The sequence below is a fragment of the Baekduia alba genome, assembly GCF_028416635.1.
In the GTDB taxonomy this organism is placed as follows: domain Bacteria; phylum Actinomycetota; class Thermoleophilia; order Solirubrobacterales; family Solirubrobacteraceae; genus Baekduia; species Baekduia alba.
Genome location: NZ_CP114013.1, coordinates 5,323,031 through 5,348,781 on the forward strand (window position 1 = coordinate 5,323,031; position 25,751 = coordinate 5,348,781).

At 73.6% G+C, this 25,751-nt stretch carries 24 protein-coding genes; 14 read left to right on the top strand and 10 right to left on the bottom strand.

Annotation, left to right across the window (positions count from 1 at the left end):
• Positions 1-50: 50 nt before the first annotated feature.
• Positions 51-1,253: a glycosyltransferase family 4 protein gene (locus DSM104299_RS26655; protein WP_272474706.1), complete on the bottom strand. Its 1,203-nt coding sequence runs from the start codon at positions 1,251-1,253 to the stop codon at positions 51-53.
• Between the two features lie 35 nt (positions 1,254-1,288).
• On the opposite strand from DSM104299_RS26655, the gene DSM104299_RS26660 reads away from it, so the two are divergent.
• The 6 genes from DSM104299_RS26660 (at position 1,289) to DSM104299_RS26685 (ending at position 8,312) form a co-directional block, all read left to right on the top strand.
• Positions 1,289-2,548 carry an ABC transporter ATP-binding protein gene (locus DSM104299_RS26660; RefSeq protein ID WP_272474707.1) on the top strand — a complete coding sequence of 420 codons (1,260 nt, stop codon included), beginning with the start codon at positions 1,289-1,291 and terminating at the stop codon, positions 2,546-2,548.
• Positions 2,545-3,423: an ABC transporter permease gene (locus DSM104299_RS26665; protein WP_272474708.1), complete on the top strand. Its 879-nt coding sequence runs from the start codon at positions 2,545-2,547 to the stop codon at positions 3,421-3,423. Before DSM104299_RS26660 ends, DSM104299_RS26665 begins: the two co-directional genes overlap by 4 nt.
• A gap of 200 nt (positions 3,424-3,623) precedes the next feature.
• Positions 3,624-4,688, top strand: a complete 1,065-nt coding sequence (locus DSM104299_RS26670; RefSeq protein ID WP_272474709.1) for a class I SAM-dependent methyltransferase — start codon at positions 3,624-3,626, stop codon at positions 4,686-4,688.
• A complete protein-coding gene (locus DSM104299_RS26675; RefSeq protein WP_272474710.1) occupies positions 4,685-4,957 on the top strand; it encodes a hypothetical protein in 273 nt (90 codons plus the stop codon). The genes DSM104299_RS26670 and DSM104299_RS26675 overlap by 4 nt, the downstream gene beginning before the upstream one ends.
• 32 nt (positions 4,958-4,989) lie before the next feature.
• Positions 4,990-7,125 (top strand): glycosyltransferase, encoded by a 2,136-nt coding sequence (locus tag DSM104299_RS26680; RefSeq protein WP_272474711.1) that lies wholly within the window; start codon positions 4,990-4,992, stop codon positions 7,123-7,125.
• On the top strand, positions 7,122-8,312 hold the full coding sequence (locus DSM104299_RS26685) for a glycosyltransferase family 4 protein (protein WP_272474712.1): 1,191 nt from the start codon (positions 7,122-7,124) through the stop codon (positions 8,310-8,312). The genes DSM104299_RS26680 and DSM104299_RS26685 overlap by 4 nt, the downstream gene beginning before the upstream one ends.
• An 8-nt stretch (positions 8,313-8,320) precedes the next feature.
• Here DSM104299_RS26685 and DSM104299_RS26690 read toward each other — a convergent pair whose 3' ends face one another.
• The gene (locus tag DSM104299_RS26690) at positions 8,321-9,163 is read right to left on the bottom strand and encodes an FkbM family methyltransferase (RefSeq protein WP_272474713.1); all 843 of its coding nucleotides are present in this window, start codon (positions 9,161-9,163) and stop codon (positions 8,321-8,323) included.
• 43 nt (positions 9,164-9,206) lie between these two features.
• On the opposite strand from DSM104299_RS26690, the gene DSM104299_RS26695 reads away from it, so the two are divergent.
• Positions 9,207-9,929 (top strand): class I SAM-dependent methyltransferase, encoded by a 723-nt coding sequence (locus tag DSM104299_RS26695; RefSeq protein ID WP_272474714.1) that lies wholly within the window; start codon positions 9,207-9,209, stop codon positions 9,927-9,929.
• Here the strand turns inward: DSM104299_RS26695 and DSM104299_RS26700 are convergent.
• Both DSM104299_RS26700 and DSM104299_RS26705 read right to left on the bottom strand, forming a co-directional pair.
• Complete coding sequence (locus tag DSM104299_RS26700; RefSeq protein ID WP_272474715.1) at positions 9,926-10,624, bottom strand: hypothetical protein; 699 nt, start codon at positions 10,622-10,624, stop codon at positions 9,926-9,928. The two genes, DSM104299_RS26695 and DSM104299_RS26700, sit on opposite strands and share 4 nt — an antisense overlap.
• A complete protein-coding gene (locus DSM104299_RS26705; RefSeq protein WP_272474716.1) occupies positions 10,617-12,071 on the bottom strand; it encodes a DUF2142 domain-containing protein in 1,455 nt (484 codons plus the stop codon). The genes DSM104299_RS26700 and DSM104299_RS26705 overlap by 8 nt, the downstream gene beginning before the upstream one ends.
• A gap of 79 nt (positions 12,072-12,150) precedes the next feature.
• Between DSM104299_RS26705 and DSM104299_RS26710 the strand changes: the two genes are divergently transcribed.
• The 5 genes from DSM104299_RS26710 to DSM104299_RS26730 all read left to right on the top strand — a co-directional run bounded on the left by DSM104299_RS26710 (position 12,151) and on the right by DSM104299_RS26730 (position 17,652).
• A complete protein-coding gene (locus DSM104299_RS26710) occupies positions 12,151-13,653 on the top strand; it encodes a flippase (RefSeq protein WP_272474717.1) in 1,503 nt (500 codons plus the stop codon).
• A gap of 175 nt (positions 13,654-13,828) precedes the next feature.
• A complete protein-coding gene (locus DSM104299_RS26715; RefSeq protein ID WP_272474718.1) occupies positions 13,829-14,980 on the top strand; it encodes a glycosyltransferase family 4 protein in 1,152 nt (383 codons plus the stop codon).
• A complete protein-coding gene (locus DSM104299_RS26720) occupies positions 14,981-16,114 on the top strand; it encodes a glycosyltransferase family 4 protein (RefSeq protein WP_272474719.1) in 1,134 nt (377 codons plus the stop codon).
• Positions 16,111-17,001, top strand: coding sequence for a glycosyltransferase family 2 protein (locus DSM104299_RS26725; protein ID WP_272474720.1), 891 nt, complete (start codon positions 16,111-16,113; stop codon positions 16,999-17,001). The genes DSM104299_RS26720 and DSM104299_RS26725 overlap by 4 nt, the downstream gene beginning before the upstream one ends.
• A gap of 9 nt (positions 17,002-17,010) precedes the next feature.
• Positions 17,011-17,652, top strand: coding sequence for a class I SAM-dependent methyltransferase (locus DSM104299_RS26730; protein ID WP_272474721.1), 642 nt, complete (start codon positions 17,011-17,013; stop codon positions 17,650-17,652).
• On the opposite strand, the gene DSM104299_RS26735 is transcribed toward DSM104299_RS26730, so the two are convergent.
• From DSM104299_RS26735 to DSM104299_RS26755, 5 genes are all read right to left on the bottom strand, one after another.
• Positions 17,612-18,748 (bottom strand): glycosyltransferase family 4 protein, encoded by a 1,137-nt coding sequence (locus DSM104299_RS26735; protein ID WP_272474722.1) that lies wholly within the window; start codon positions 18,746-18,748, stop codon positions 17,612-17,614. The genes DSM104299_RS26730 and DSM104299_RS26735 overlap by 41 nt on opposite strands.
• Positions 18,745-19,770, bottom strand: coding sequence for a glycosyltransferase family 2 protein (locus DSM104299_RS26740; protein ID WP_272474723.1), 1,026 nt, complete (start codon positions 19,768-19,770; stop codon positions 18,745-18,747). The genes DSM104299_RS26735 and DSM104299_RS26740 overlap by 4 nt, the downstream gene beginning before the upstream one ends.
• The gene (locus DSM104299_RS26745; protein ID WP_272474724.1) at positions 19,767-20,171 is read right to left on the bottom strand and encodes a DUF2304 domain-containing protein; all 405 of its coding nucleotides are present in this window, start codon (positions 20,169-20,171) and stop codon (positions 19,767-19,769) included. Before DSM104299_RS26745 ends, DSM104299_RS26740 begins: the two co-directional genes overlap by 4 nt.
• A gap of 7 nt (positions 20,172-20,178) precedes the next feature.
• The gene (locus DSM104299_RS26750; RefSeq protein ID WP_272474725.1) at positions 20,179-20,940 is read right to left on the bottom strand and encodes a glycosyltransferase family 2 protein; all 762 of its coding nucleotides are present in this window, start codon (positions 20,938-20,940) and stop codon (positions 20,179-20,181) included.
• Between the two features lie 318 nt (positions 20,941-21,258).
• Positions 21,259-22,701 carry an oligosaccharide flippase family protein gene (locus DSM104299_RS26755; RefSeq protein ID WP_272474726.1) on the bottom strand — a complete coding sequence of 481 codons (1,443 nt, stop codon included), beginning with the start codon at positions 22,699-22,701 and terminating at the stop codon, positions 21,259-21,261.
• Between the two features lie 58 nt (positions 22,702-22,759).
• On the opposite strand from DSM104299_RS26755, the gene gmd reads away from it, so the two are divergent.
• The gene (gmd, locus tag DSM104299_RS26760; protein ID WP_272474727.1) at positions 22,760-23,728 is read left to right on the top strand and encodes a GDP-mannose 4,6-dehydratase; all 969 of its coding nucleotides are present in this window, start codon (positions 22,760-22,762) and stop codon (positions 23,726-23,728) included.
• An 18-nt stretch (positions 23,729-23,746) separates the two neighbouring features.
• On the opposite strand, the gene DSM104299_RS26765 is transcribed toward gmd, so the two are convergent.
• The gene (locus tag DSM104299_RS26765) at positions 23,747-24,724 is read right to left on the bottom strand and encodes a GDP-mannose 4,6-dehydratase (protein ID WP_272474728.1); all 978 of its coding nucleotides are present in this window, start codon (positions 24,722-24,724) and stop codon (positions 23,747-23,749) included.
• A 155-nt stretch (positions 24,725-24,879) separates the two neighbouring features.
• Between DSM104299_RS26765 and DSM104299_RS26770 the strand changes: the two genes are divergently transcribed.
• Positions 24,880-25,743 carry a WecB/TagA/CpsF family glycosyltransferase gene (locus tag DSM104299_RS26770; protein WP_272474729.1) on the top strand — a complete coding sequence of 288 codons (864 nt, stop codon included), beginning with the start codon at positions 24,880-24,882 and terminating at the stop codon, positions 25,741-25,743.
• Positions 25,744-25,751: the final 8 nt, after the last annotated feature.

The following is a 25,751-nucleotide window of genomic DNA, read 5'->3' on the forward strand; positions in this document are numbered from 1 at the left end:
ACATGCATTCTCGAAGGTGCGCCGCGACGTACAGCGGCTGTGCGCCTGAGTCATGCGGCCAGGGACCGCTCGCCGACCGCCTCGAGCTCCGCCACCAGCGCGTCCCACGAGACGCGCCGCGCGCGCTCGGCGCCGGCGCGGCCCATGCGGCGCGCCGCGCGCGGGTCGCCCATGAGCCGCTCGATCGCGCCCGCGAGCGCCGCCGCGTCGGGCGCCGCGACGAGGCCGGACACGCCGTCCTCGACGAGCTCCATCGGCCCGCCGGCGTCGCTGACCGTGATGACCGGGCGCTCGAACTCCATCGCCTCCAGCGCGACGAGGCCGAAGTCCTCGTCGTAGGGCACGAACGCGACGGCCTGCGCGCCCGTGTACAGGCGCGCCAGCTCCTCGTCGCTGACGCGGCCCAGCAGCGTGATGCGCGGGTCGCCCGCGGCCTGCTCGCGCAGCGGCTCCAGCATCGGGCCGGCCCCGGCGATCCGCAGCGCGACGTCGGCGCGGACGTGGCTCATCGCCTCGACCAGCAGCCCGACGCGCTTGGCGTCGTCCAGGCGGCTGACCGTGAACAGGTAGCTCCCGCGGCGGCCGAAGTCCGTCAGGCGCCGCGCCGGCGGCGTGGCGCGCGCGACGGTCGGCGGATGGACCACGAAGACGTCCTCGCCCTCGGGGAAGTAGTTCGCGCGGCCGGCCACGGTGTGCGAGATCGCGCCGAAGCGCCCGACGCGTCCGGGCGCGAAGGCGACGCCGTCGAGCCAGCGCACGAGCGTGCGGATCAGCGGGCCGGGGAACGCGAAGAGCTCCGCCGGCAGCGCGTCAGCGCGCGCATGGAGCGCAGCGAGCCGCTCCCACAGCTCGGGCAGCGCGGAACCTTCGCCGGCGTGGTCCGTTAGGAACTGCAGCAGCGCGGCCACCTCGGCCGGCGGGTCGGGCACCGCGTCCGGCAGCCCGAAGAAGTGGTACGTGTCGTAAAGGCCTCTCAGCGGATGCAACATGTACACCACATGCGCCGGGTGCTCGACCATCCAGGCCGGGTACTTGCCGGAGATGACCACGTCGAAGCCGGCGAGGTCCAGCTCAGCGAACCGCCGGTAGCTGTCCAGCAGCTCCCAGAACCCGTGCTCACGCGAAGGAATGCTCACCAGTGCTGCCTGATGACCCGTCTGCTCGTTGAGGTGGTCCTGGAGCGCGCGCCAGAGGTTCTCCGCCCCGCCCAGCTGGAACGGCACCGGGCACGGGGCCACGATGGCCACGTCCATGCGGACATCCTGCCACAGCCGCTACCGTCTCAGCCGTGACCGCCGTGGCCGAACCCACCGCGGAGCAGGCCCGGATCCAAAGGCTGCGCTCGGCGCCGCCCGCGGTGGAGATGGACCACGTCTTCAAGACGTTCCGCCTGCCCCGGCAGCGCTACAGCACGCTCAAGGAGCGTGCGCTGCACCCGTTGCGGTCGATGATCTACGACGACCTCGAGGCGCTCAAGGACGTCCACGTCACGATCCCGCAGGGCGAGTTCTTCGGGATCGTGGGCCGCAACGGCTCCGGCAAGTCGTCGCTGCTGAAGGTCCTGGCCGGCATCTACCGCCCCGAGCAGGGGCGCGTCGCCGTCCACGGCCGCCTGTCGCCGTTCATCGAGCTGGGCGTCGGCTTCAACCCGGACCTCCCCGCCCGCGACAACGTCGTGATCAACGCGGTGATGATGGGCCTGTCGCGCCGCGAGGCGCGCAAGCGCTTCGACGACGTGCTCGCGTTCGCCGAGCTCGAGGAGTTCGTCGACCTCAAGCTCAAGAACTACTCGTCGGGCATGGCCGTGCGCCTGGGCTTCGCGACCGCGATCCAGGTCGACGCCGACGTGCTGCTGGTCGACGAGGTGCTCGCCGTCGGCGACGCCGCGTTCCAGCAGAAGTGCTTCGAGGAGTTCACGCGGATGAAGTCCGAGGGCAAGACGATCGTCTTCGTCACCCACGACATGTTCGCCGTCGAGCGCTTCTGCGACCGCGCGATGCTGCTCGAGCGCGGCGACGTCCTCCAGATCGGCGAGCCGCACGAGATCTCGCGCGCCTACAACGAGCTGAACTTCGGCCGGCTCGTGCACGACGCGCCGAGCGAGGAGGCCCGCTACGGCGACCACCAGGCGTGCGAGATCACCGACGGCTGGTTCGAGCGCGACGGCGAGCGGATCGGCGAGAGCCCGCAGCTGGAGCCGCTGACGATGGCCTTCAAGGTGCGCTTCCACGCCGACGTCGACGACCCGGTCTTCGGCCTCAGCCTGCGCAACGAGATCGGCCACACGATCTTCAACTGGACCACCGAGTGGGCCGAGACGCCGCCGGCCGGGCGGTTCGCCGCCGGCGACGAGGTCATCGTCCGCGCGACGACCGATACCGTGCTCGCCCCGTCCAAGTACCTGCTTACGCCGTCGGTGGCGCGCGAGGGCTACGGCGCCGACGCGCTGGACCTGCGCGAGGACCTGGCATCGGTCTACGTCCACGGCCCGCGGGTCACCGGCGGCATCATCGAGCCGCCGCTGAGCTTCAGCCTGGATCGCCGATGAGCGAGACCGCCACCACGAGCGAGACCCCGCCCACGATCGACACCGTCACGACGGTCGAGCCGGTCGGCAGCGGCGCGCCGCCGGTGCGCTGGCCCGAGACGCGCCGGATCCTCAACCTGGCGTGGACCCTCGGCCTCACCGACTGGAAGCTGCGGTTCTACGGCTCGGCGCTCGGCGCGCTGTGGACGCTCGTGCGCCCGTTCGCGTTCTTCGGCGTGATCCTCTTCGTCTTCACCGAGATCGCGCAGCTCGACGCCAACGTCCATCACTACAGCGTCTACATCCTGTTCGCGCTGGTGTTCTTCACGTTCTTCGCCGAGGTCACGACCGCGTCGGTCACGTCGCTGGTCGACCGCGAAGGGTTGCTGCGCAAGATGCACTTCGACCCGATCGTGATCCCGCTGTCGCTCGCGATCACGGCGCTGCTGAACCTCGGGCTGACGTTCGTCGCCGTCCTGATCTTCGTCTTCGCCAACGGCGTCTGGCCGGACTGGGGCTGGCTGGCGCTGATCCCGCTGGTGCTCGCGCTGACGATGTTCTCGGTCGGCCTCGGGATGCTGCTCAGCGTGCTGTACGTCCGCTACCGCGACATCCGCCCGATCTGGGAGGTCACCTCCCAGATGCTGTTCTACGGGTCGACGATCCTGTACGTGGCGACGACGATCCCGCTGCAGTACCAGCACTACGTCCTGTGCAACCCGCTGGCGGCGATCTTCAGCCAGATGCGCCACGCGGTGGTCGACCCCGACGCGCCCTCGATCATCGACCTGATGGGGTGGCGTGCGCTCGTGCCGGCGGGGATCATCGTCTTCACCTTCGTGCTCGGCGTGTGGTGGTTCCGGCGCGAGAGCCCGCGCGTCGCAGAGAACCTCTAGATGGCCGACGCAGGATCGACCGTGGTCGTGGTCGTGGTCGTGCTCCGGCGAATCCGGCCCACCCACCCGCGCCGCGCGGCGGCGCAGCCGATCCTGGTTGGACCGGCAAGCTGCCGCGTGGCGATCCGGCGCCGGCCGGGGCGCGAGCACGGCCGCGGGAATCCGCGCCGGCCATCTCGACCTCTAGCCTGTCGCCCTTGATGTCCGTCCGACGGAAGGTCCTCGCCGCCGCGGGCCGGCGGCGTCAGCCACCGCCTCCGCCGCCCGCCCCACCGCCACCGCCAGCCCCGCCGGCCCACGAGCCGTGGGTGCAGGCCGTCACGCGCCGTCCGCAGCCGTTTGCCGCCGATCCGCCCGGGCCGGCGTCGAGCACGCTGTACGAGCGCATCCCGGCCGCGGACCTGGAGCTGCTGGAGCAGAAGATCGCAGCGTCGCCCGAGCCGCCCATCCGCGAGATCTGGGAGACGGCCGAGCCGCACCAGAAGCCGCGGCTGGCCGTGCTGTTCTCCACCTACTTCCAGCTGCCCGGCGCGCTGGCCGCGACCGGCCTGCTGCCCGACATGCCGCCCTACGAGGTCCACGCGATGGCGCGCGGCCCGCTGGCGGCCGGCGGCGACCTCTACATCGCCGACATCGTCCTGACCTACCTCGAGGAGGCCGGGCTGGCGCCGGCCCAGGGCGACGCCGTCCTGGACTTCGGCTGCTCGACCGGCCGCGTCCTGCGCGTCCTCGGCGCGCTGCGGCCCGACCTCGAGCTGCTCGGCTGCGACCCCAACGGGCCCGCGATCGCCTGGGCCGACGAGCACCTGCCGATGGGGCGCTTCTTCGTCAGCTCGACCGAGCCTCCGCTCGACCTCGCCGACGCCAGCATCGACGGCGCGTTCGCGATCAGCATCTGGTCGCACTTCGACGCCGGCCCGGCGCTGGCGTGGCTGGACGAGATGCACCGCGTCATCCGCCCCGGCGGCTGGATGCTGATCACCACGCACGGCCTCGACGCCGTCGCCTGGCTGACCCGCGGCGGCCACATGACGCCCGAGTCGGCGGGCGACGTCACCGAGCACCTCGTCAGCGACAGCCACCAGTACCTCGACGTCTTCGGCGAAGAGGGCGACTGGGGCGTCAAGGCCGAGGGCTGGGGCAACACCTTCATGACGCTCGACTGGCTCGTCCCGCGCATCACGCCGAAGTGGTCGGTGCGCCTGGTCAAGCAGGCCGCGCTCGGCGAGGTGCAGGACATCATCATCCTGGAGCGCCGCCCGTGACCCAGACCGACGAGCAGACCGCCGAGATCGCCGCGCTGCGCGCCCGCGTCGCCGAGCTGGAGGCCCAGCTCGCGCGCAAGGACGCCGAGACCGCGCAGACGATCGCCACCGCGCAGGAGAAGCTGTACTGGCTGGAGCGGTGGCACATCGACCTCGACCGCGTCATGCGCAAGCCGGGCGCGATCCCGCTGCTCGACGCGCTGCGCAGCGCGCGCCGGGTCACGTGGGAGATCCGCAAGCTGAAGCGGCGGCTGCTGGGACCGCGATGAGGCGGAACACCTCGCCTGGGGGCTCGGGTTCCGTGCGCTCCGTCTCGGTCGTCATCCCGGTCAAGGACGGGGCGCGGTACCTCCGCGAGCTGCTCGTCGCGGTCTTCGCGCAGGCCGCCGACGCGCCGGGCGGGCTCGACGTGCTGGTCATCGACTCCGGCTCGCGCGACGACAGCGTCGCGATCGCCCGTGCGGCCGGCGCCGAGGTGCTGGAGATCGACCCGGCGACGTTCGGGCACGGCCGCACGCGCAACGCCGGCGCCGAGGCGACGCGCGGCGACGTCATCGCCTTCCTGACCCAGGACGCGACGCCGGTCCCGGGCTGGCTGGCCGGGCTCCTGTCCGGCTTCGCCCTGGCCGCGGACGTCGGCGCCGTCTACGGCCCGCACCGCGCACGGCCGGACACGTCGCCGATGATCGCCCGCGAGCTCGACGCGTTCTTCGCCACCCACGCCGGGCCGGGCGGCGGGCCGTCGCTGCAGCGCGACGGCGACGACGCCTACCTGTCCAACGTCAACGCCGCCTACCGCCGCGACTGCTGGGAGGCCATCCGCTTCCCGGACGTCCCGTACTCCGAGGACCAGGGCTTCGCCCGTGCGATGCTCGCGGCCGGCTGGGCCAAGGCCTACGTGCCGGCGGCCGCCGTGCTGCACGCGCACGACTACCCGCCGGCGCAGTTCGCGCGGCGCTACTTCGACGAGTACCGCGGCCTGCGCCAGACGATCGGGCACGTCGAGGGCTTCGGCGTGCGCTCGGCCTACCGCGACGTGCGCTCGCTGGTCGCCCACGACCGCGCGTGGATGCGCGACGCGGGCTTCGACGAGCGGACGCTGCGCTCCTGGACGGCGCGCTCGCTGGTCCATCACGGCTCGCGCAAGGTCTTCGCGCCGCTGGGCTCGCGCGCCCACCGGCTGCCGGCGCCGGTGCAGCGCGCGATCTCCCTGGAACGCACGGCGGTGACGACGCCCGCCGAGACGCACGGGGCGGGCACCGGGGTGGGCGGGCCGATCTCCGGCAAGCCGATCAAGGCCCACTCCATCGTCTACGACGCGGTGCGCCAGTACGCGCGCAACGGCCCGGCGCCGCTGCTGGAGCCGCTGGCGGGCTCGGCCACCGACCGTCCGCTGCACATCGCCTGCGTCATCCCGGCGTTCTCGCGCGGGTCGGGCGGCCACACGTCGATCTTCCAGATCATGAGCCGGCTGGAGCGCGCCGGGCACACGGTCACCTACTGGATCGACGACAACTTCGGGTTGATGTCCGCCAACCGGCCGGCCCGCATCCGGCGCGACATCCAGGAGTGGTTCGCGCCGATCCAGGGCCCGGTCTTCAAGGGCTTCGCGGACTGGTACGGCGCCGACGTCGCGGTCGCCACCGGCTGGCAGACCGCGCATCCGGTGATGATGCTCGCCGACGTCCGGGCGCGCGCCTACCTCATCCACGACCACGAGCCCGAGTTCTACCCCATGTCGGTCGAGGCGCGGTGGGCGGAGGAGACCTACAACTTCGGCATGCACGCGATCTGCGCGTCGCCGTGGCTGGCCGACATCGTGCGCGAGCGCTACGGCGCGAGCACGTCGCTCTTCGACTTCGGCGTCGACCACGACGTCTACCGCCCGCTCGACGTGCCCCGCCGGACCGACACGGTGGTCCTCTACGGGCGCGACATCACGCCGCGCCGCGCGGTCCCGCTGGCGCTGATGGCGCTCAAGGAGCTCAAGGACCGCCGGCCCGACCTGCGCGTGCTGAGCTTCGGCGACTCGCGCGAGATCGACGTGCCCGTCGACTACGAGCACCTCGGGATCCTGTCGCCGCCCGAGCTGGCGCAGCTGTACAACGAGGGCACGGTCGGGCTGGTGCTGTCGCTGACCAACTACTCGCTGATCCCGCAGGAGATGCTCGCCTGCGGCATGCCGTGCGTCGACCTGGCCGGCATCAGCGCCGAGGGGATCTTCGGCGCCGACGGGCCGGTCGCGCTGAGCCCGTTCGACCCGCTCGCCATGGCCGGGAAGATCGACCACCTGATGGGCGACCGCGCCGAGTGGCAGCGCCGCTCGGCCGCCGGCCTGGCCTTCGTCGAGGGCCGGACGTGGGACGTCGCGGCCACGCAGGTCGAGGCCGGGCTGCGCGAGGCGCTGCGCCTGCGGCTCGGCACGGCGGCGCGGTGAGCCTCCGCGCGGCGCTGGCCCGCCGGGTCCGCGGCGCGCCCGCGCCGCTGACGTCGCCGCGGCCGCCGCTGTTGTTGGAGGCGTTGCGCGAGGGCGCGGTGCCGCTGGCGCCGCGGGCGGCGGCGGCTGCCGGCGACCGCGCGACGCCGCTGCGCGTCGCCGTCGTCATCCCCCAGTTCCGCCGTGGCTCGGGCGGCCACAAGACGATCGCCGACCTCGTCCGAGGCCTGGAGGCGCGCGGGCACGCGCTCGAGCTGCTGCTCGTCGACGAGGAGGGCCGGCACGCCGAGCAGGCCGACGACGCGGCGCTGAGTGCGTTGTTCATCGCCTTCTTCGGCCCGGTGCGCGCGCCGGTGCGCCGGCTGGACGCGGCCGCGTTCGGCGGCGCCGACGTCGTCGTCGCCACCGGCTGGCAGACCGTGCCCGCGGTGCTCCGGCTGCCCGGCGCGGCGGCGCGCGCCTACCTCGTCCAGGACCACGAGCCGGAGTTCTACCCCACCTCGATCGAGCGCGAGTGGGCGACGTGGACCTACCGCCAGGGGCTGCACGCGATCTGCGCGTCGCCGTGGCTGGCGGGGCTGGTGACCGACCTGTACGGGTCGACCGCCTCGTCCTTCGACCTCGGCGTCGACCACGAGACCTACCGCGCGACGTCCGGCGGCGGACCGCGCCGGACCGACCGCGTGCTCTTCTACGCGCGGCCCACGACGCCACGCCGCGCGGTCCCGCTCGGCCTCCTCGCGCTGGAGGAGCTGCACCGCCGCCGGCCGGGCGTCGACGTCGTCCTCTTCGGCGAGCCGCGCGCGACCGACGCGCCGTTCGCCCACCGCGACCTCGGCGTGCTCCCGCCGGCGCAGCTGGCCCGCGAGTACGCGCAGGCCACGGCCGGCGTCGTCCTCTCGCTGACCAACCCGTCGCTGGTCCCGACCGAGATGCTGGCCTGCGGGCTGCCGGTCGTCGACCTCGCCGTCGGGTCGATGCTCGACACCTTCGGCGCCGACGGGCCGATCGAGCTCAGCGCCCCCGACCCGCTCGCGCTGTGCGCGGCGATCGAGCGCCTCCTCGACGACGCCGCGCTGCGCGAGCGCCGCTCCGCCGCCGGCCTCGCGCTCACCGCGCAGCGCACCTGGACCCGGGCCGCCCAGCAGGTCGACGCCGGGCTGCGGGACGCGCTCGCGGCGCGCTAGGACTCCATCTAGGGCTGTTCGACCACGCCGACGCCCTCGGCCAGCGGCGACGTCACGAGATCCTTCTCGACGCGGGCGTAGCAGGCGTCGGACCACGCGAAGCGCCCCTGCGCGCCGGCCAGCGCCGGCTGCGCCATCGCGACGAGCTCGAAGCCGAGGTCGACCATCCGGGCGTGCAGCGCGCCGAACGTGGCGTCGGCCTCGTAGTGCGAGAAGAACGTGACCTCCATGAGCACGGCCTGGGTGCGCGCCAGCGCGTTGGTGCCGCCGAGCAGCACGTCGAGCTCGGCGCCCTGGACGTCGAGCTTGACGACCGCGACGTCGCGGTCGCCGACGAGCAGGTCGAGCGTGGTGACCTCGACGTCGACGCGCTCGGTGACCTCCCACCCCGCGTCGTCCAGGAGCGCGCCCATCTCCTCGCTGCGCGGCTCGCGCAGCGACGAGTTGTGGTCCATCGCGGTGATGTTGAACGTCGCGCGCCCGGGCTCCAGGCCGATCGCCTGGTCGACGATCGTGACGCGGTCGCCGAGGCGCTTGCGCAGGCGCTCACGCGGCGCCGGGTTCGGCTCGCAGGCGATGATCTCGGCGTGCGGCGCGAGGCGCGCGACGGCCGCCGAGAAGCTCCCCTCGTTGGCGCCGATGTCGATGATCAGCCCCGCGTCGAGGTCGACGCTCGGCGGGATCAGGTGCACGCGCGACAGGTAGGCCCGCCGCGCGTGCAGCAGCGACGGCGCGTGCAGGCCGCGCGCCTGGAAGATCCGCCGCGCGTCGATCGCCTCGCGCAGCGCGACCGGGGTGAGCAACGGCACGGCGACCCCCGCCATGCGCCGGACGTCTCCAAGAGAGGGCACCCGGGCACCGTACAGATCCGATCCGGCTATCGTGCTCGCTCGCATGACGCCTGTGACCGACCGCGCCTCTGCGCTCCTGCGCGACCGGCTGTTGACCGCCGCCGACACCTGGGAGCGCCACCTGATCGTCGCCGACCTGGCGGGCGACACGCGCCAGGTCGTCGACGTGGGAGGCCTGCCCGGCCAGCTGCGCTCGTTCCTGCCCGGCGCCTCGGTCCTGGCCGCCAACGTGGCACAGCCCGCCGACCTGCTGGTCGAGCCCGACGGCCTGCCCTTTCGCGACCGGACCATCGCGACCGTCACGAGCCTCGACGCGCTCGAGCACGTCCCTCCGGCCGCTCGCCCGGGCTTCGTCGCCGAGCTCGTGCGCATCGCGTCGGGCCGGGTGATCCTCTGCTGCCCGTTCGGGACGCCCGAGCACGCGGCATCAGAGGTCGAGGTCCAGCAGTGGTACGCCGACGTGACTGGTGAGGGCCACCCGTGGCTCGTCGAGCACCTGCTCTACGGCCTGCCGACCCAGCCCGAGATCGAGGCGCTGTTCGCGGCGGCCGTCGATCCCGCCGACACGGTGAGCCTCCGCTATCACGGGGACTTCCGCACCACCAACGCGCAGTTCCGCGAGATCGTGACCGCGCGCCGGCGCCCCACGCCCGGCGCGCTGACGCGCTTCGCCGGCCATCGCGCGCGGCACCGACCCGACACGCAGCTCCACGACGCGCCCTCGCCGTGGACCAACCGCGTGTTCGTCGTCGTCGACCGCGGCTAGGTCGCGGGCGGCTCGTCGTCGACGCTGCGCAGCGCGACCGCCACGCCGGCGATCGCGGCCGCTACGAGCAGCGCGAGCACGAGGAAGTACAGCGTGTCGGAGAGGCGCGGCGAGCGGAACAGCACCGCGCGGCTGAGGATCGTCGACAGCTCGGAGCCGTAGGAGCGCGGCGCGCGCTCGAAGATCATGTCGATGTCGACGCTGGCGGGCTTGCCGTCGAGCGTCGCCGTCGAGGTCCGGTTCGCCGCGTCCCCGTTGCCGTAGAGCGCGACGCGGTTCGGTCCGCCGTTCTTCACGCACACCGCCAGGCCGCTGGTGCCGGCGGCGATCTTGCGGTCCAGCCCGACGACCTGCGTCGCGTCGGTGGTGATGTCCGGGTAGCCACCAGGCAGCGTGCCGTGCGCCAGGACCGGTCCGCGGATCCCGCGGCGCACGAGCACGTCGAGCGGCGGCCCGGCCTTGCGGTAGGTCCCGAGCTTGAGCCGGACGCGGTCGAACGCGCCGCCGCGCGGCACGTCCAGCGGCGCCTGGCAGGCGGTCTGCCCGGCACGCGGCGACACGGCGACGCCGCCGGACTGCACGCCGACCGTGAACGCCTTCGGCGTCTGGCGCAGCGTCACGATCAGCGCGAACGCGAGCACGCCCACGACGACGACGGCGGCGAAGCCGCCCAGGGTCCCGAGCCGGCTACGCATAGAACCGCTGCAGGATCAGGCCGAGGGAGAACAGGTTCAGCACGATGAACGCGCCGAGCGCGCCGCCGACGAGCTGCCCGCGCAGCCGCTGCGGCGCCCAGGCGATCGTCCGCGCCAGCGCGCAGGCGGCCAGCGGCGCGAGCGGCAGCACGTAGCGGCCCTGGAAGAAGTTGGACGCGCCGCCCTTGATCTGGCGGTACTCGCTGATGTGCAGCCCGGCCATCAGCGTGAGGACGACGAGCGCCAGGAACGCGAACACCGCCCAGTCGACGCGGGCGCGGTCCCTCCAGACCCCGGCGACGCCGCCGACGACCGCCACGACGGACACGAAGAGCAGCACGAGGTAGACCCAGGTCGGGAAGAGGACCTCGAGCCAGCCGAACGCCGCCCACGCGCCCTTGAAGACGATGTCCCACGCCGGCAGCGTCGGGGCCACCGAGCGGAAGTCGTTCATGAACCCCAGCTTGGGCAGGTAGAACTGCCACACGTAGGACAGGAACTCGCGCAGGTTGAACTCGCCGCTGCTGACGACGCCGACCTGCCCGGCCGCCGCTTGGTGGTTGAGGCGCGAGACCACGATCCAGATGCCGAGCGTGAAGATCATGCCGACGGCGGCCGCGCCGATCGCGATCGCCCCACGGCGCGGCGTCAGCCCCTCCGGCCGCGCGCGCCACAGGGCGAGCGCCAGCGCGAGCGCCGCGGCCGGCAGCAACGCGAAGCTGGTGGCCTTGACCACGCACGCCGCGCCCACCACCGCGAAGAGCGCGAGCACGCCGCCGGTGCTCAGCCCGCGCCGTAGCAGCCGCGTCCCCAGCCACAGCGCGATCGCCCAGGCGGCGTACAGCATCGCGTCGGGGCTGACCGAGGACGACACGAACAGCACCATCGGCGCCAGCCCCGTGAAGCCGGCGACCGCCAGCTGCATCAGCCGGTCGCGCCCGAACAGCTCGCCGGCCAGCAGCCACGCGCCCGCCGCGGTGACGAGGACCCAGAGCACGGACATGATCCGCGTCAGCTCCAGCCGCGTGAAGATGTCGCCGCCCTTGCCGACGAGGTAGGCCGGCGTCTCGAGCAGGTAGTACAGCGGTGGGTTGCCCGAGGCCGGGTTCGGGCCGCCGGCGTCGGCGCGCTGCGCGTCGGTGAGCTTGCGCTCGCTCGCGCGCCAGGCGTCGAACGCCGACGTGCTCCAGCTCATCGGCACGGCCTTCTGCGCCGCGGCCTGGTCGGAGTTGGACGCCCCGGAGGCCTGCGTCTGCTCGGTCGTGAACGGCGGCGCCAACGGCTTGTTGGCGGGCAATTGCCCGGTCTCGCCGAAGTACTGGATGTAGCCGAAGTGCGAGTTCTCGTCCGGCGCCTGCAGGAACGGCGTGACGAGCGTGAACGCGATGCCAAGGGCGAGGATCGCCGCCAGGAGCCCCAGCAGCGGCCGCGGGACTGTCCGGAGCACACGCAAGAAGGCAGAATTGGTACCAGAGGTCGCGGTCACGGGGCGGGCCGCCCTGCGCCGTGCGTAGCCTGTCGGCCGAATGGCGCCCGAGCTCGACACACCGGCGGGAGCGGATCGGTCCGACGACGTCGACGTGCTGGACTCGGGCCAGGCCGGCGGCATAGCGATCCGCGGCGGCATGATCCGCACCGGCGGCCACGTCGCGGCGCTGGCCATGAGCCTCGCCTCCGCGCCGTTCATGATCCGCCACCTCGGCGAGGTCGACTACGGCTACTACATGACGGTCTCGGCGATCCTGTTCATCGTCGGCGGGGCGACCGAAGCGGGTCTGACGCAGTTGGGCGTCAAGCGCTACGCGGCCCTGGACTCGGCCGACCGCCCGGAGTTCCTGCGCGTCCTGGTCGGCCTGCGGCTCGCGCTCACCGTCGTCGGGGTCGCGTTCGCGGCGGCGTTCTCCGCCGTCACGGGTCAGCCCGCGGTCGTCGTGGCGGGCACGGCGATCATGGGGCTCGGCCTGCTGCTCAGCCTCACCCAGCAGACCTACGCGGTGTCGCTGAGCTCCCAGCTCAAGCTCGGGTGGGTCGCCGGGCTGGACTTCATCGCGTCCTTCAGCCTGGCGGTCGCGACGATCTTCCTGGTGGTCGTCGGCGCGTCGCTGATCCCGTTCTTCTGGGCGGCGGTCTTCTCCGGCGGGACCCTGCTGACGGTGACGCTGCTCGTCCTGCGCCAGGACGCCGGGCTTCTGCCGCGCTTCGACCTCCCGCAGTGGCGCTCGATCATGCGCGAGATCCTGCCCTACGCGCTGGCCGCCGCGGTCGGGCTCATCTACTTCCGCCTGGCGATCGTGATCATGAGCTACATCTCGACCGACCGCGAGACGGGGATCTACTCCGCCGCCCAGCGGATCGTCGAGGCGGTCGCCGCGCTGCCGTGGCTGGTGACGTCGGCGGGCTTCCCGATCCTGGCCCGCGCGGCACGCGACGACGAGGTCCGGCTGCGCAGCGCGCTGCAGCGGCTGTTCGAGGTGACGCTGCTCCTCGGCGGTGGCGCGGCGATCATCGGCGTGGCGGGCGCGAAGTTCGCCGTGGCGGTCGTCGCCGGCCCCGACTTCAAGGACTCGGTGGCGGTCCTGCAGATCCTCGTCTGCTCGCTGCTGATGACCTTCCTCGTGGCGACGTGGTCGTCGGCGCTGCTGTCGATCGGCGAGTACCGGCGCATCCTGTGGGCCAACCTCGGGGCGCTGGTGACCACCGGCGTGCTCAGCCTCGCGCTGATCCCGTCGCTGGGCGCGAACGGCGCCGCGATCGCGACGGTCTCCGCCGAGACCGCGCTGGCGCTCGGCTACCTCGTCGCGCTCGGCCACCACGACCGCCGCCTGGTGCCCGGCTTCGGCGTCGCGCTGCGGCTGCTGCCCGGCGCGGCGCTGGCGACCGCCTTCGGCCTGCTCGCGTCCCTGCCCTCCGTCGTCGAGTCGCTGGCGTGTGGCGCGATCTACTTCGGCGGCGCGGTCCTGCTCCGCGCGGTGCCGCCCGAGGTGCTCCACGCGCTGCTGCGGCGCGACCGCGAGCCCCCGACGGGCTAGATGGTTGATGCGAAATCGACCGTGGTCGTGATCGTGCTCCGGGCGGATGCTGGGCGCCGCGCGATGGCGCGGCCGATCCTGGTTGGATCGGCAAGCCATCGCGTGGCGATCCAGCACCGGCCGGGGCGCGAGCACGGCCGCGGGAATTTCGCATCAACCATCTAGGGTGGACGCGGTGTCACGCCCTTCCGTGGTGCTCCTTCGCGGGCACAACGCCAACGTCTGGGACCTCCGCCCGCTCGAGGCGCTGCAGGACGAGTTCGACCTGCGCGTCCTGGTCACCGGATCCAACCTGCACGACCTGGCCGGCCTCGGGCTGCCGCAGGTGGCGGCCGGGACGCCGCGCGACCGGCTGCCGGTGCCCCAGCGCGCCGCCGGGGCGGCCGCCTACGCGCTCGGCGAGCGCTACCGCGACCTCGAGCAGCACCTGACGGGCGCCGACGTCGTGCACAGCGCCGAGATCCACAGCTGGTTCTCCGCGCAGGCCGCCGGGCTGAAGGACCGCCTCGGGTTCAAGTTGGTGCTGACGGTGTGGGAGACGCTGCCCTTCCTCGGCACCTACCGCTGGCCGCGTGAGCGCCGCTACCGGACGGCGACGATCCCGCAGGTCGATCGCGTCCTGGCCGCGACGCGGCGCACGGCCGACACGCTGACGCTGGAGGGCGTCGACCCGGCGCGTGTCGAGGTCTCCGCGCCCGGCATCGCGCTGGAGCGCTTCGCGGCGCCGGCCGACCATGCGCCCGGAGCGCCCGGCACGCCTCACACCGTGCTGTCCGCCGGGCGCCTGGTCTGGGAGAAGGGCCACCAGGACGTGCTGCGCGCGGTCGCCGCGCTGCGCCGCGGGATCGTCGGCCCCGGCCGCGCCGACGTGCGGGCGCTGATCCTGGGCGACGGGCCCGAGCGGAGCAAGTTGGAGGCCTACGCGGCCGAGCTCGGCCTGACCGCCGCGGGCGCCGTCGAGTTCCGCCAGACCGTCCCCTACGACCAGATCCCCGCCGTCTACCACGCGGCGTCGGCGCTGGTGCTCGGCTCGCTGGTGACCAAGGCGTGGGAGGAGCAGTTCGGGATGGTCCTCGTCGAGGCGATGGCCGCCGGCCTGCCGGTCATCGCGTGCGACACCGGCGCGATCCCCGAGGTCACGTCCGGGCACGCCGCGCTCGTCGCGCCCGGCGACTGGCGCGGCATGGCCGCGGCGCTGCTCGAGGGTCCGCTCGCGTCGGCGCCGGCCACGCGCGCCGCGCCGCCGACCGAGCTGCTGGAGCGGGTCTCGGCCCGCGCCGCCGCGCGCCGGACCGCCGCGGCCTACCGGACCGTCCTGGGTTCCTGAGTGAGCGAGCGCATCGCCGTCTCCTACCCCGACGTCAACCTCACCGGTGGCGTCGAGCGCGTCGTGGTCGAGAGCGTCAACCACCTCGTCCGGCGCGGTCACGACGTGCACCTGCTCGCGGCGTCGGTGGCCGACGGCGTGCTGGTCGACGGCGTGACGGTGCACCGGATCCGGCTGCCGCGCCGGGTCGACCCGCTGTTCGCCGCCGGCTTCCGCGAACGCGCGACCACGGCGTTGCGGCGCACCGGGCCCTACCACGCCCACGCGGCGTTCAGCGCGCTGTCGCCGCTGGGCGGCACGTTCTGGGTGCCGTCGGTCCACGCCGCCAGCTACGAGGCGATCATGCGGTGGCGCACCGGCCGCGGCCGCTGGGTCCAGCGGGTCAACCCGTACCACCGCGTCCGGCTCGCGCTGGAGAAGCAGTACATGTCGCCCGGCGGCTACGCGCGCCTGATCGCGCAGACCGAGCAGGTCAAGGCCGACGCGGTCCGGCTGTACGGCACGCCGCCGCAGGACGTCGACGTCGTCGAGCTGGGCGTCGACACGACATCGTTCGCCCCGGCCCGGCGGGCGGCGCTGCGCGCGTCGTCGCGCGCGACGCTCGGGATCGACCCCGACGCCCGCGTCGTCGCGTTCGTCGCCAACGAGCTGGAGCGCAAGGGCTTCGCGACGCTGGCCGCCGCGCTCGCGCGGCTCGGCCGCGACGACGTGACGCTCCTGACGATCGGCCGCACCGACGCCGACGCCGTCCGCGCCGAGGCTCGGTCGCACGGGATCGCGGGACGCACGGTCGTGGCCGGGTCGTCGACCGACATGGCGGTCCCGCTGGCCGCGGCCGACATGATGGCCTTGCCGACGCGCTACGAGCCGTGGGGCCTGGTGATCGTCGAAGCGCTCGCCACCGGGATCCCGGTCGTCACCACGCGGCTGGCCGGCGCCGCGCAGCAGATCGAGGAGGGCCGCACGGGCGCGCTGATCGACGACCCCGACGACGTCGCCGGCTTCGCCCACGCGATCGCGTGGGCGCTGAGCCCCGACGGCCCGGCCGAGGGCGACGCGATCGCCGCGAGCGTCGGCCACCTGCGCTGGGAGACCGTCCTCGACCGCTTCACCACCATCCTGGTCGGCGCATGACCTGGGCCTTCGTCGTCCTCAACTGGAACGGCCGTGACGACACGCTGCGCTGCCTGACCGCGCTGGCGGCCGTCGAGGGCGACCACACCGTCTACGTCGCCGACAACGGCTCGACCGACGGCAGCGTCGCGGCGATCCGCGCCGCGGAGACCTCCGCGGTGCTCATCGAGAACGGCTCCAACCTCGGCTACAGCGGCGGCAACAACGCCGCCATCGACCGCGCGCTCGCCGACGGCGCCGAGTGGGTCGTCCTGCTCAACAACGACGCGCAGCCGGAGCGCGACGTGCTGCGCGCCTTCCAGGCGGCGACCGTCGCCCACCCCGACGCCGGCGTCCTGGGCGGCAAGCTCCTGTTCGAGGACGGACGCGTCCAGTGGGCCGGTCAACGCCTGGGTCTGCGCACCGGCTACTCGGGCCGCCCGAACGGCTACGGGCTGCCCGACGGCCCGGAGTGGTCGGTCGACGCCCCGGCCGACCGGGCCGTCGGCGCGCTGATGGCCGTCTCGCGCAAGGCGATCGACGCCGTCGGCACGCTCGACCACGACCTCTTCGCCTACGTCGAGGACGTCGACTGGTGCCTGCGCATCCGCGAGGCGGGGTTCGCGTGCCGGTTCGTCGCCGGCGCCCGGGCGACGCACGCGCTGGCGGCGTCGACCGGCGGGCACGCCAGCTCGACGCACGCCCTCTACTACGGGGCGCGCAACACCGTCGTCGTCTGCGAGCGCCACCTGCCTCTCGGGCTGGTCGGCACCGCGGCGCGGCGGATGGCGATCGCCGCGACCTTCGGCCTGCGCGCCGTGAAGGTCCAGCGCCCGTCGGCCGGCATCGCGGCGGTCCTCACCGGCGTGCGCGACGGCGTCACGCGGCGACTCGGGCCGCGTGCCTAGACTGCCGCTGTGACCCTCGACGTCAAGCCCCCGGGCTACTACGGCGCAGGTCGTGACGACCTCGTCGCGCTGCTGCCGCGACCGATCGGCCGCGCGCTGGACATCGGCTGCGGCGAGGGCGCCGTCGGCCGCGTCCTGCTGGCCGAGGGCGCGACGTCGGTGCACGGCGTCGAGATCTTCCCCGACGCCGCCGCGGTCGCCGCGGAGGCCTACGACGACGTCGTCGTCGCTCCGGTCGAGGTCGCGCTGACCGGCGACGACCTGCCCGCCGAGTTCGACACGATCCTCTGCTACGACGTGCTCGAGCACCTCGCCGACCCGGCGCTGATCCTCGGCCTGCTGCGCCAGCGCGCCGCGCCGGGCGCGCGCCTACACGTCTCGGTCCCCAACGCCCGCCACCTCGGCCTGGTGCGCGACCTGCTCTTCCGCGGCACGTTCGGCTACACGGAGTTCGGCCATCGGGACGCGACGCATCTGCGCTGGTTCACGCGGCGCGACATCGAAGCCGCCGTGACCGACGGCGGCTGGCGCATCACCGCCTCGCGCCCCAACCCGTTCCGCGGCCGCGACGCGCCGGTCGACCGCGCGACGCGCGGCCACCTCAGCGAGTTCATCGCGCTGCAGTGGAACGTGCTCGCGACCGCGGGCTGACCGCGTCGTAGACCGCCGCGGTCCGCGCGGCGGTCTGCTCCCACGTGAACGTCGCGGCCTGGGCGCGCGCGGCGGCGGGGTCGATCGCGCCGGAGAGCGCGCGCCCGATCGCGGCCGCGAACGCCGGCGCGTCGTCCGGATCGACATACAGCGCCTGGTCGGCGCCGATCTCGCGCAGCACCGGCAGGTCGGAGCAGACGACCGGGACGCCGCGCGCCATCGCTTCGAGCACCGGCAGGCCGAAGCCCTCGAAGCGCGTCGGCAGCGCGAGCGCGCCGGCGGCCGCATAGAGGTCCTCGAGCAGCTCGCGCGGCACGGCGCCCAGGACGCGGACGTCGTCGTCCAGCCCGGCGGCGCGCACGCGCGCGGGCAGCGCACCGGCGTCCGTGCCCGGACCCACGTACACCAACAACGGTCGGTCGTCGCCGGGGAGCGCGCCCCAGACGTCGAGCAGCGCCGGCAGGTTCTTGTGCTGGAAGTCGCCGGCGACGCAGAGCACGATCGGCCGGCCGGCCGCGCCAACCGCGGCGCGCGCCCGCCCCGCGTCGGCCCCTGCCGACGGCAGCATGCCGAGCGCGAGCGGGATCACCTCGACGCGCTCGGACCGCACGCCGAGCAGCTCCACCACGTCGGTCGCCGTCGCGTGCGAGTCGGCGATGACGCGGTGCGCGCGCCGCGCGGCCGGCGTCATCAGCGCGTTGGTCCCGACGCGCATCAGCGGCGGCACGAGCTCGGGCCGGCGCTTGAACAGGACGTCGTGGACGGTGAGGACCCGCGCGAACGGCCCGCCGAGCGCGCCGAAGTTCCCGACGCCGTGCAGGACGTCGACCCGCGCGCGCCGCCCGGCCCCCGCGATCCCGACCGCCTCGCCGGCGGCCCAGCGCGCGCTCGACCCCGCGGTCACCCACGGCAGCACGACGACGCGGTCCAGCAGCTCGCGCCACCACCCGTCGCCCGCGGCGTCGGCGCCGACCAAGCCGACGAGCTCCAGGTCCGGTCGCGCCACGCGCAGCGCCCGCGCCAGCTCCCGGGCGTAGGCCTCCCGGCCGCCGGTCTGGCCGGGGCGCAGGAACAGCAGGTCCCAGCCGATCCTCACAGCAGCGCGAGGACGAGCCGCCAGTAGGAGCCGACGAGCCACTCGGCGCCCGGGATCGCGTGCGCGGTCGCCAGGAACGGCGAGTCCAGCGACGCGGTCAGGCCCGCCGCGAACGTCCGCGCGTCGACGCGCGCCGTGGCCTGCACCTGCCGTCGCCGGCGGCGCATCGCCGGCAGCTCGCGCAGCCCCGCCCACTGCGCGCGCAGCTTGGCCTTCAGCCAGCCGTCGCGCGCGGCGACGGGCAGCAGGGCCAGCTCGAAGGCCAGCAGGGCCGGCGCCAACAACACCAACAACCGCGTCGGGTAGTCGCCCGTCAACGTCCACCAGCGGTTGCGCTCCAGGTGGAACCACTTGTAGTCGCCCTTGGCGAACTCGTAGTCGTGGTCGACGCGCGCGGCGGGTACGACGCCGCTCTCCCAGCCCGCGAGCCGCAGCCGCAGGCCGAGGTCCAGGTCCTCGCCGTACATGAAGTAGCGCTCGAAGAAGCCGCCGGTCCGCTCCCACGCCTCGCGGCGGACGACCAGCGCCGCGCCGGACGCGAACCCGACCGCGCGCGGCGCCGGATCGAGCGTCGCCGTCGCCGTCCCGTGGCCGCCCGCCCAGCCGAAGCCGAGGAAGTGCACCAGGTTGCCGGCCGTGTTGACCTCCTGGCCGCCGGGCAGCGCCACGAGCGCCTGCCACGCGCCCCACGTCGGGTGCTCCCCGGCCGCCGCGCGCAGCGCGTCGAGGCAGCCGGCGGTCGGGACGGCGTCGGGGTTGAGGAACAGCAGCAGGTCGCAGCCGGCCACGGCACGCGCGCCGACCATGGTCCCGCCGGCGAAGCCGCCGTTGACGCCGGTCTCGATGACGATCGCGTCCGGCAGCACCTCACGGGCCACGCGCGCGCTGTCGTCCGGCGACGCGTTGTCGACGACGACGACCTGATCGCCCGCGCCCAGCTGCGGCGCCAGCGCCCCGAGCGTGGCCGGCAGGTCGTCCGCGCTGCCGTACGCGACGACGATGACCCCGAGCGTCGGGCTCACCGCGAGGCGGTCAGGTCGGAGCCCGACTGCGCGGGCTCGTCGTCCTCGTCGCTCTCGCCGATCGCGCGGGTCATCCGCCGCTCCAGCAGCGCGACGCGCTGGGCCAGGATCTTGTTCTGGTCGGTCAGCTTCGAGATGACCAGCGAGAAGTGCAGCATCAGCACGACGACGAAGCCGAGCGCGACCGCGAACAGCGCCGCCGGCCCGTACTGGACGCCGACCGCCGTCGAGATCCGGTTGAGCAGGTCGCCCCAGACCGAGAGCGCGAGGAGCACCGCGGCGGCGAACAGCCACAGCAGGGCGTAGCGCTCGAGCAGGCGCTTGCGGCGCACGAGCTCGAAGACGAACAGGAACAGCCCGCCCGAGACGAGCACCGAGATGATCTGGAGGCGCGTCTGCACGGTCCGCTCAGACGCCGCGCTGCGCGGTCACCGCCGCCGGGTCCCCGACGTCGACCACCGGCCGCGCGCGCAGGAGGCCGACGAAGATCGCCAGCAGCACCTTGGTCATGTAGAAGATCGAGCGCGACGCGTTGATCGACGAGACGCCGCCCTGGCGCTCGCGCATCGTGACCGGGATCTCGGCCGACGCGAGCCGGTGCGCATGGACCATGAGCACCGCCTCGACCTCGGGGTAGTCGTGCGGGTAGTCGTTGGCGAACAGCTCGATCGCGCGGCGGTCGCACATCCGGAAGCCCGACGTCGGGTCCGTGACCGTGCGCTTGGTGACGCGCGAGAGGATGAAGCCGAAGATCTTGATGCCCAGACGGCGCGACGCGGACGACTTGTAGCCGTGCTCCTCGTCGCCGACCAGGAAGCGCGAGCCGGTGACCATGTTGACCTCGCCCTGATGGACGTGGAGGTGGCGCAGCAGGTCGTCGATCTGCGCCGCGTCGTGCTGGCCGTCGCCGTCGACCTGGACGGCGAAGTCATAGCCACCCTCCTTGGCGTACAGGTAGCCCGCCTGGACGGCCCCGCCGATGCCGAGGTTGAACGGCATCCGCAGCACGTCGGCGCCCGCAGCCGTCGCATGCCGCGCGGTCGCGTCGGTCGACCCGTCGTCGACCACGACGACGTCCCAGCCCGGCGCGTTGGCGCGCAGGTCGGCGACGGTCGACGCGATCGCGTCGGCCTCGTTGTACGCCGGGACGATGGCCAGGAGCTTGCTCATCAGAGGTACGAACGGGCGCGCGAACCAGAGGTTCCGCGCTTGCTCGCCCACGCACGATAGCTACCACCCCCGCCGCGACGCACAAGCCAGCGTTCAGGGGCCGGGACGATCGCGGCGCTTCAGCCACGGCTGGCAGGTGACGTTGAGCGTGACCACGCGCCTACCGGGCGGCCGGTGGAGGGAGTGGTCGACGAAGACCACCGGGTTGATCTGGTCAGACCACGCGGCGCTCGGCCGCACGTCGGACCTCGCCGCCGAGGCCGCGCTCTCTTCGACGAAGTGACCCTCTACGCCTCGCGCGGGTCGCTCCAACTCGCCCTACCGGATCAGCGCCCTGAGCCCCGGCGGGATCGCCTTCAGCGCCCACGCCAGCCCCGCGTAGACCAGCAGGCCGATCGCCGTCTTCGGCACGGCCGGCACCGGGACGAGCGCGCCCGCCGCCAGCGCGCCGGCCAGGGCGAGCACGATCCGGGGCACGCGCGCGGGGCGGATGCCGACCTCGCGGGACAGCGCGATCGCGTAGGCCGCGCACAGCGTCGCCTCGCCGATCACGGCGCCCAGCGCGGCGCCGCGCTCCCCGTGGGCGGCGGCCAGCAGCGCGACGGCGACGGCGATCACGACGAAGGCCAGCAGGTTGCAGAGCAGCAGGACGCGCTGGCGGTGGCGCGCCAGCAGGGCGAAGCCGAGGCCGGAGATCGCGAACGTCAGGCCCAGCGCCGCGCCCTGGATCCGCAGCGGGGCGATCGACGCGTCGAAGTCCGGGCCCGCGATGACCGCGATGATCGCCGGCGCGCCGAGGATCGCCCCGATCGCCGCGACGCCGCCGAGCAGGACCGAGCCCTCGATCAGGCCGCTCACCGCGCGGCCGAAGCGCTCGGGCGCCGCCCCCGCGGTCCGGGCAAGGAGCGGGAACGCGCTCGTGCCGAGCAGCGCCGGCACGGCCGCGACGATCACGATCACTCGGAACGACGCCGAGAACGCGCCGGTCTCGTCGGGCGTCGCGACCAGCTCGCACACGATCAGCGACGTGTACAGGTACAAGACGCCCGACGCGGTGGCCAGGCCGACGAGCACGGCCTCGCGCAGCAGGCGCGGCCAGGCGTCGCGGTCGACGACCGGGCGCGGCACGGCGCGGCGGCCGAGGACGATGACGGTCGCGATCACCAGCGCGACGGCGACCGGCACCGGGATCGCCAGGAACCCCAGCAGCCCCGCGCCGGCGGCGACCAACGCCACCATCAACGCGGTCGTCAGCGCCTGGCGCGCGACGTCCAGCGCCGTCACGGTCCCGATCCGCAGCGCGGTCTGCAGGGGGACCGTCGCGGTCTGCTGGCCGGCGAGCAGGACGCCCGCGCCGGCGGCCAGCGCGGCGCCCGCGACCATCGTCGCGTCGTAGCCGAGCAGCGCCGCCGCGGCGGCCGCCACGCCGACGCCCGCGAGGGCCAGCGCGACGCGCAGCCCGAGCAGCGCCTCCAGCCCGCGGACGCGCGCGGCCCCGTCCGGCGCCTGCGCGTACTCGCGCAGCGCGAGCGTCCCGAGCCCGAGGTCGCCGATCGCGGCCACGATCGCCACGAGCGCCGTGACCGACTGGTAGCGCCCGTAGTCGACGACGCCCAGATGTCGTGTCACCGCGACGACCCCGGCCAGCGACAGCAGCGTCCCGAGCGCGAACCCGACCACCCGCACGGCGCCCCCGCGCACGACGAGCGCCCCGGCCTCGGGCGTGTCGAGCACGTCCACGTTCTCGGCGGGCGCCGTCATCGCGGGTGAGCCTACGACCCGACGCCGCTGTCAGGAGCCTCGCTAGGCTCCTGCCGCTATGGCTCCACGTCGCGCGCTCATCACCGGCATCACTGGTCAGGACGGCTCATACCTCGCCGAGCTGCTGCTCGAGAAGGGCTACGAGGTCCACGGAATGGTGCGCCGTGCCTCGACCGAGAAGTTCGACCGCATCGAGCACCTGCGCGAGCGGATCACCCTGCACCAGGGCGACTTGCTCGACCACCGCTCGCTGACCGACGCGCTGCGCAACTCGGCGCCGGACGAGATCTACAACCTCGCCGCGATGAGCTTCGTCGCCGTGTCGTGGATCCAGCCGACGCTCACCGCGGAGTTCACCGGCGTGGGCGTCACGCGGATCCTCGAGGCGATGCGCGAGGTCTGCCCCGACGCGCGCTTCTACCAGGCGTCGTCCTCGGAGATGTTCGGCAAGGTCCTCGAGGTCCCGCAGACCGAGAGCACGCCGTTCTACCCGCGCTCGCCCTACGGCGTGGCCAAGGCCTACGGCCACTTCATCACGGTGAACTACCGCGAGTCCTACGACCTGCACGCGACGTCGGGGATCCTCTTCAACCACGAGTCGCCCCGCCGCGGCCTGGAGTTCGTCACCCGCAAGATCACCTGGCACGCCGCGGCGATCAAGCACGGCAAGGCGGACAAGATCTCGCTGGGCAACCTCGACGCCGAGCGCGACTGGGGCTACGCCAAGGACTACGTCATCGCGATGTGGGCGATGCTCCAGCAGGACAAGGCCGACGACTACGTCATCGCGACCGGCCGGACGCACACGGTCCGCGAGTGCGTGCAGATCGCGTTCGACGAGGCCGGCCTCAGCGACTGGGAGAAGCACGTCCACATCGACCCGGCGTTCCTGCGCCCGGCCGAGGTCGACCAGCTGATCGGCTCGCCGGCCAAGGCGAAGGCCGACCTGGGCTGGGAGCCGGAGACGAGCTTCGAGGAGCTCATCCGCCTGATGACGCGCGCCGACCTGGAGCTGCTGAAGCCCTAGGCGCGCGGGTGGCGCCGGCTAGGGCGTCTCGCCGGCGCGCAGCTCGGCGAGATCGGTCGCCACCATCTCCGCGATGGTCGCGCCGAACCCGTGCTCGGGCTTCCAGCCGAGCACGGTGCGGGCGCGCGTCGGGTCGCCGATCGGCGGCGTGCCCTCCGGCGGGCGGACGAGCTCCGGGTCCACGCGGACCCGGCCCTCGGACGAGATCCCGGCGGCGGCGAACGCCGCCTCGACGAGGCCGCCGACCGTGTGGCCGACGCCCGACGCGAAGACGTAGTCGGCGGCCTGCTCGGCCTGGAGCGCGAGCCAGGCGCCGCGCATCACGTCCTCGGCGTGGGACCAGTCGCGCACGGCGGCGAGGTCGCCGAGCACGAGCTCGTCCTGGAGGCCGAGCGCGATCGCCGCGGCGCCGCGCGTCACCTTGCGCGGCAGGAAGTGCGACGGCCGGCGGGGCGACTCGTGGTTGTAGAGGATGCCCGAGACCGCGTAGAGGTCGAAGCGCTCGCGCAGCGCGCCGACGAGCTGGTGGGCGGCGAGCTTGGCGACCCCGTAGGGCGAGCGCGGCCGCTTCGGCGAGGACTCGCGCTGGGGCGACTCGCCGGCGTCGCCGAAGATCTCGCTCGACGTGGCGACGAAGATCCGCGTCTTCGGGTCGACGTGCCGCGCGGCGCTGAGGAGCGTCCCGGTCGCGCCGGCGATCTGGGCCATCGGCTGCGCGGGGTCGTCCCAGGAGGTCGGCACGAACGTCGGCGCGGCCAGGTGGTAGATCTCGTGGGGCCGCGACGCGCTGACCGCGTCGCGCAGCGTGTCGGGCGCGTCGAGGTCGCCGTGCAGCAGCGAGATGCGGTCGCGGACGCCGCTCAGACGGGGCAGCGGCCGATCGTCCGGATCCCGGACCACCCCGGTGACGTCGTAGCCCTTGGCGACCAGCAGCTCGACCAGATATGAGCCGTCCTGGCCGGACACGCCGGTGACGAGCGCCCGGCGAGCGCTCATGAGGTGTGCCACACTGATTCGGACCGCCGCACCTGTCGGGCAGCCTATGTCAAGCCGACCGGCGCCCGGGTTACGGTCAGGACGCCCCAGGGAACTGGACGGATGTCCTAGGCAAGGACGGAACCTTGTCAGCGTAGGACCGTTGTAGCCATCGCATGCCCTTCTCGACTCCCGCACCCATCGACGACGCACGCGGCACGAGCTCCGCGACCGCGGTCGACGACGCCGCCGTGCCGCCACCGACCGTCAACGTCCTCGGCGTGCCGCTCGCGCTCACCGACTACGAGCGCACGATGGACTGGATGGACGCGACGATCGCGCAGCGCGGCAAGGGCTACGTCTGCGTCGCGGCGACCCACACGGTCGTCGCCACCCAGGACGACCCGGATCTGCGCGCCGCCGTCACGGGCGCTTCGCTGGTGGTCCCGGACGGCCAGCCGGTCGTCTGGGCGATGAACGCCCTGGGCCACGACCTGACGCACCGCGTCTACGGGCCCGACCTGATGGCCAAGTTCTGCGAGCGCAGCGCCGGCACCGGCGCGCGGATGTTCCTCTACGGCGGCCGCAACCAGGGCGCGCTCGTCCAGCTGGCGCTGAACCTGCGCACGCGCTTCGCCGGCCTGCAGATCGTCGGCGGCTACGCGCCGCCCTTCCGGCCGCTGAGCGACGAGGAGGTCGACGCCGTCGTGGCCGAGATCAACCACGCCAGGCCGGACGTGGTGTGGGTCGGGATCGGCGTGCCGAAGCAGGAGAAGTTCATGGCGTCGCTGCGCGAGCGCCTCGACGCGCCCGTGCTGGTGGGCGTCGGCGCCGCGTTCGACTTCCACGCGGGCCTGATCCCGCAGGCTCCGGCCTGGATGCAGTCGGCCGGCCTGGAATGGCTCTTCCGCCTGTCGAAGGAGCCGCGCCGCCTGTGGAAGCGCTACCTCACGTACAACCCGCGCTTCGTGCTCGGGTTCGCGCGCCAGTACGCGCGCCATCGCCGCGCGCTCAAGCGTGCCGGCGAGACGTCCCGCTAGCCTCCGGG

Excerpts from the sequence above, each read along its gene's own strand:
- DSM104299_RS26655 (WP_272474706.1), bottom strand. The coding sequence starts at position 1,253 with ATGGACGTGGCCATCGTGGCCCCGTGCCCGGTGCCGTTCCAGCTGGGC.
- DSM104299_RS26665 (WP_272474708.1), top strand. The coding sequence starts at position 2,545 with ATGAGCGAGACCGCCACCACGAGCGAGACCCCGCCCACGATCGACACC.
- DSM104299_RS26670 (WP_272474709.1), top strand. The coding sequence starts at position 3,624 with ATGTCCGTCCGACGGAAGGTCCTCGCCGCCGCGGGCCGGCGGCGTCAG.
- DSM104299_RS26695 (WP_272474714.1), top strand. The coding sequence starts at position 9,207 with ATGACGCCTGTGACCGACCGCGCCTCTGCGCTCCTGCGCGACCGGCTG.
- DSM104299_RS26700 (WP_272474715.1), bottom strand. The coding sequence starts at position 10,624 with ATGCGTAGCCGGCTCGGGACCCTGGGCGGCTTCGCCGCCGTCGTCGTC.
- DSM104299_RS26710 (WP_272474717.1), top strand. The coding sequence starts at position 12,151 with ATGGCGCCCGAGCTCGACACACCGGCGGGAGCGGATCGGTCCGACGAC.
- DSM104299_RS26725 (WP_272474720.1), top strand. The coding sequence starts at position 16,111 with ATGACCTGGGCCTTCGTCGTCCTCAACTGGAACGGCCGTGACGACACG.
- DSM104299_RS26750 (WP_272474725.1), bottom strand. The coding sequence starts at position 20,940 with ATGAGCAAGCTCCTGGCCATCGTCCCGGCGTACAACGAGGCCGACGCG.
- DSM104299_RS26755 (WP_272474726.1), bottom strand. The coding sequence starts at position 22,701 with ATGACGGCGCCCGCCGAGAACGTGGACGTGCTCGACACGCCCGAGGCC.
- gmd (WP_272474727.1), top strand. The coding sequence starts at position 22,760 with ATGGCTCCACGTCGCGCGCTCATCACCGGCATCACTGGTCAGGACGGC.
- DSM104299_RS26765 (WP_272474728.1), bottom strand. The coding sequence starts at position 24,724 with ATGAGCGCTCGCCGGGCGCTCGTCACCGGCGTGTCCGGCCAGGACGGC.
- DSM104299_RS26770 (WP_272474729.1), top strand. The coding sequence starts at position 24,880 with ATGCCCTTCTCGACTCCCGCACCCATCGACGACGCACGCGGCACGAGC.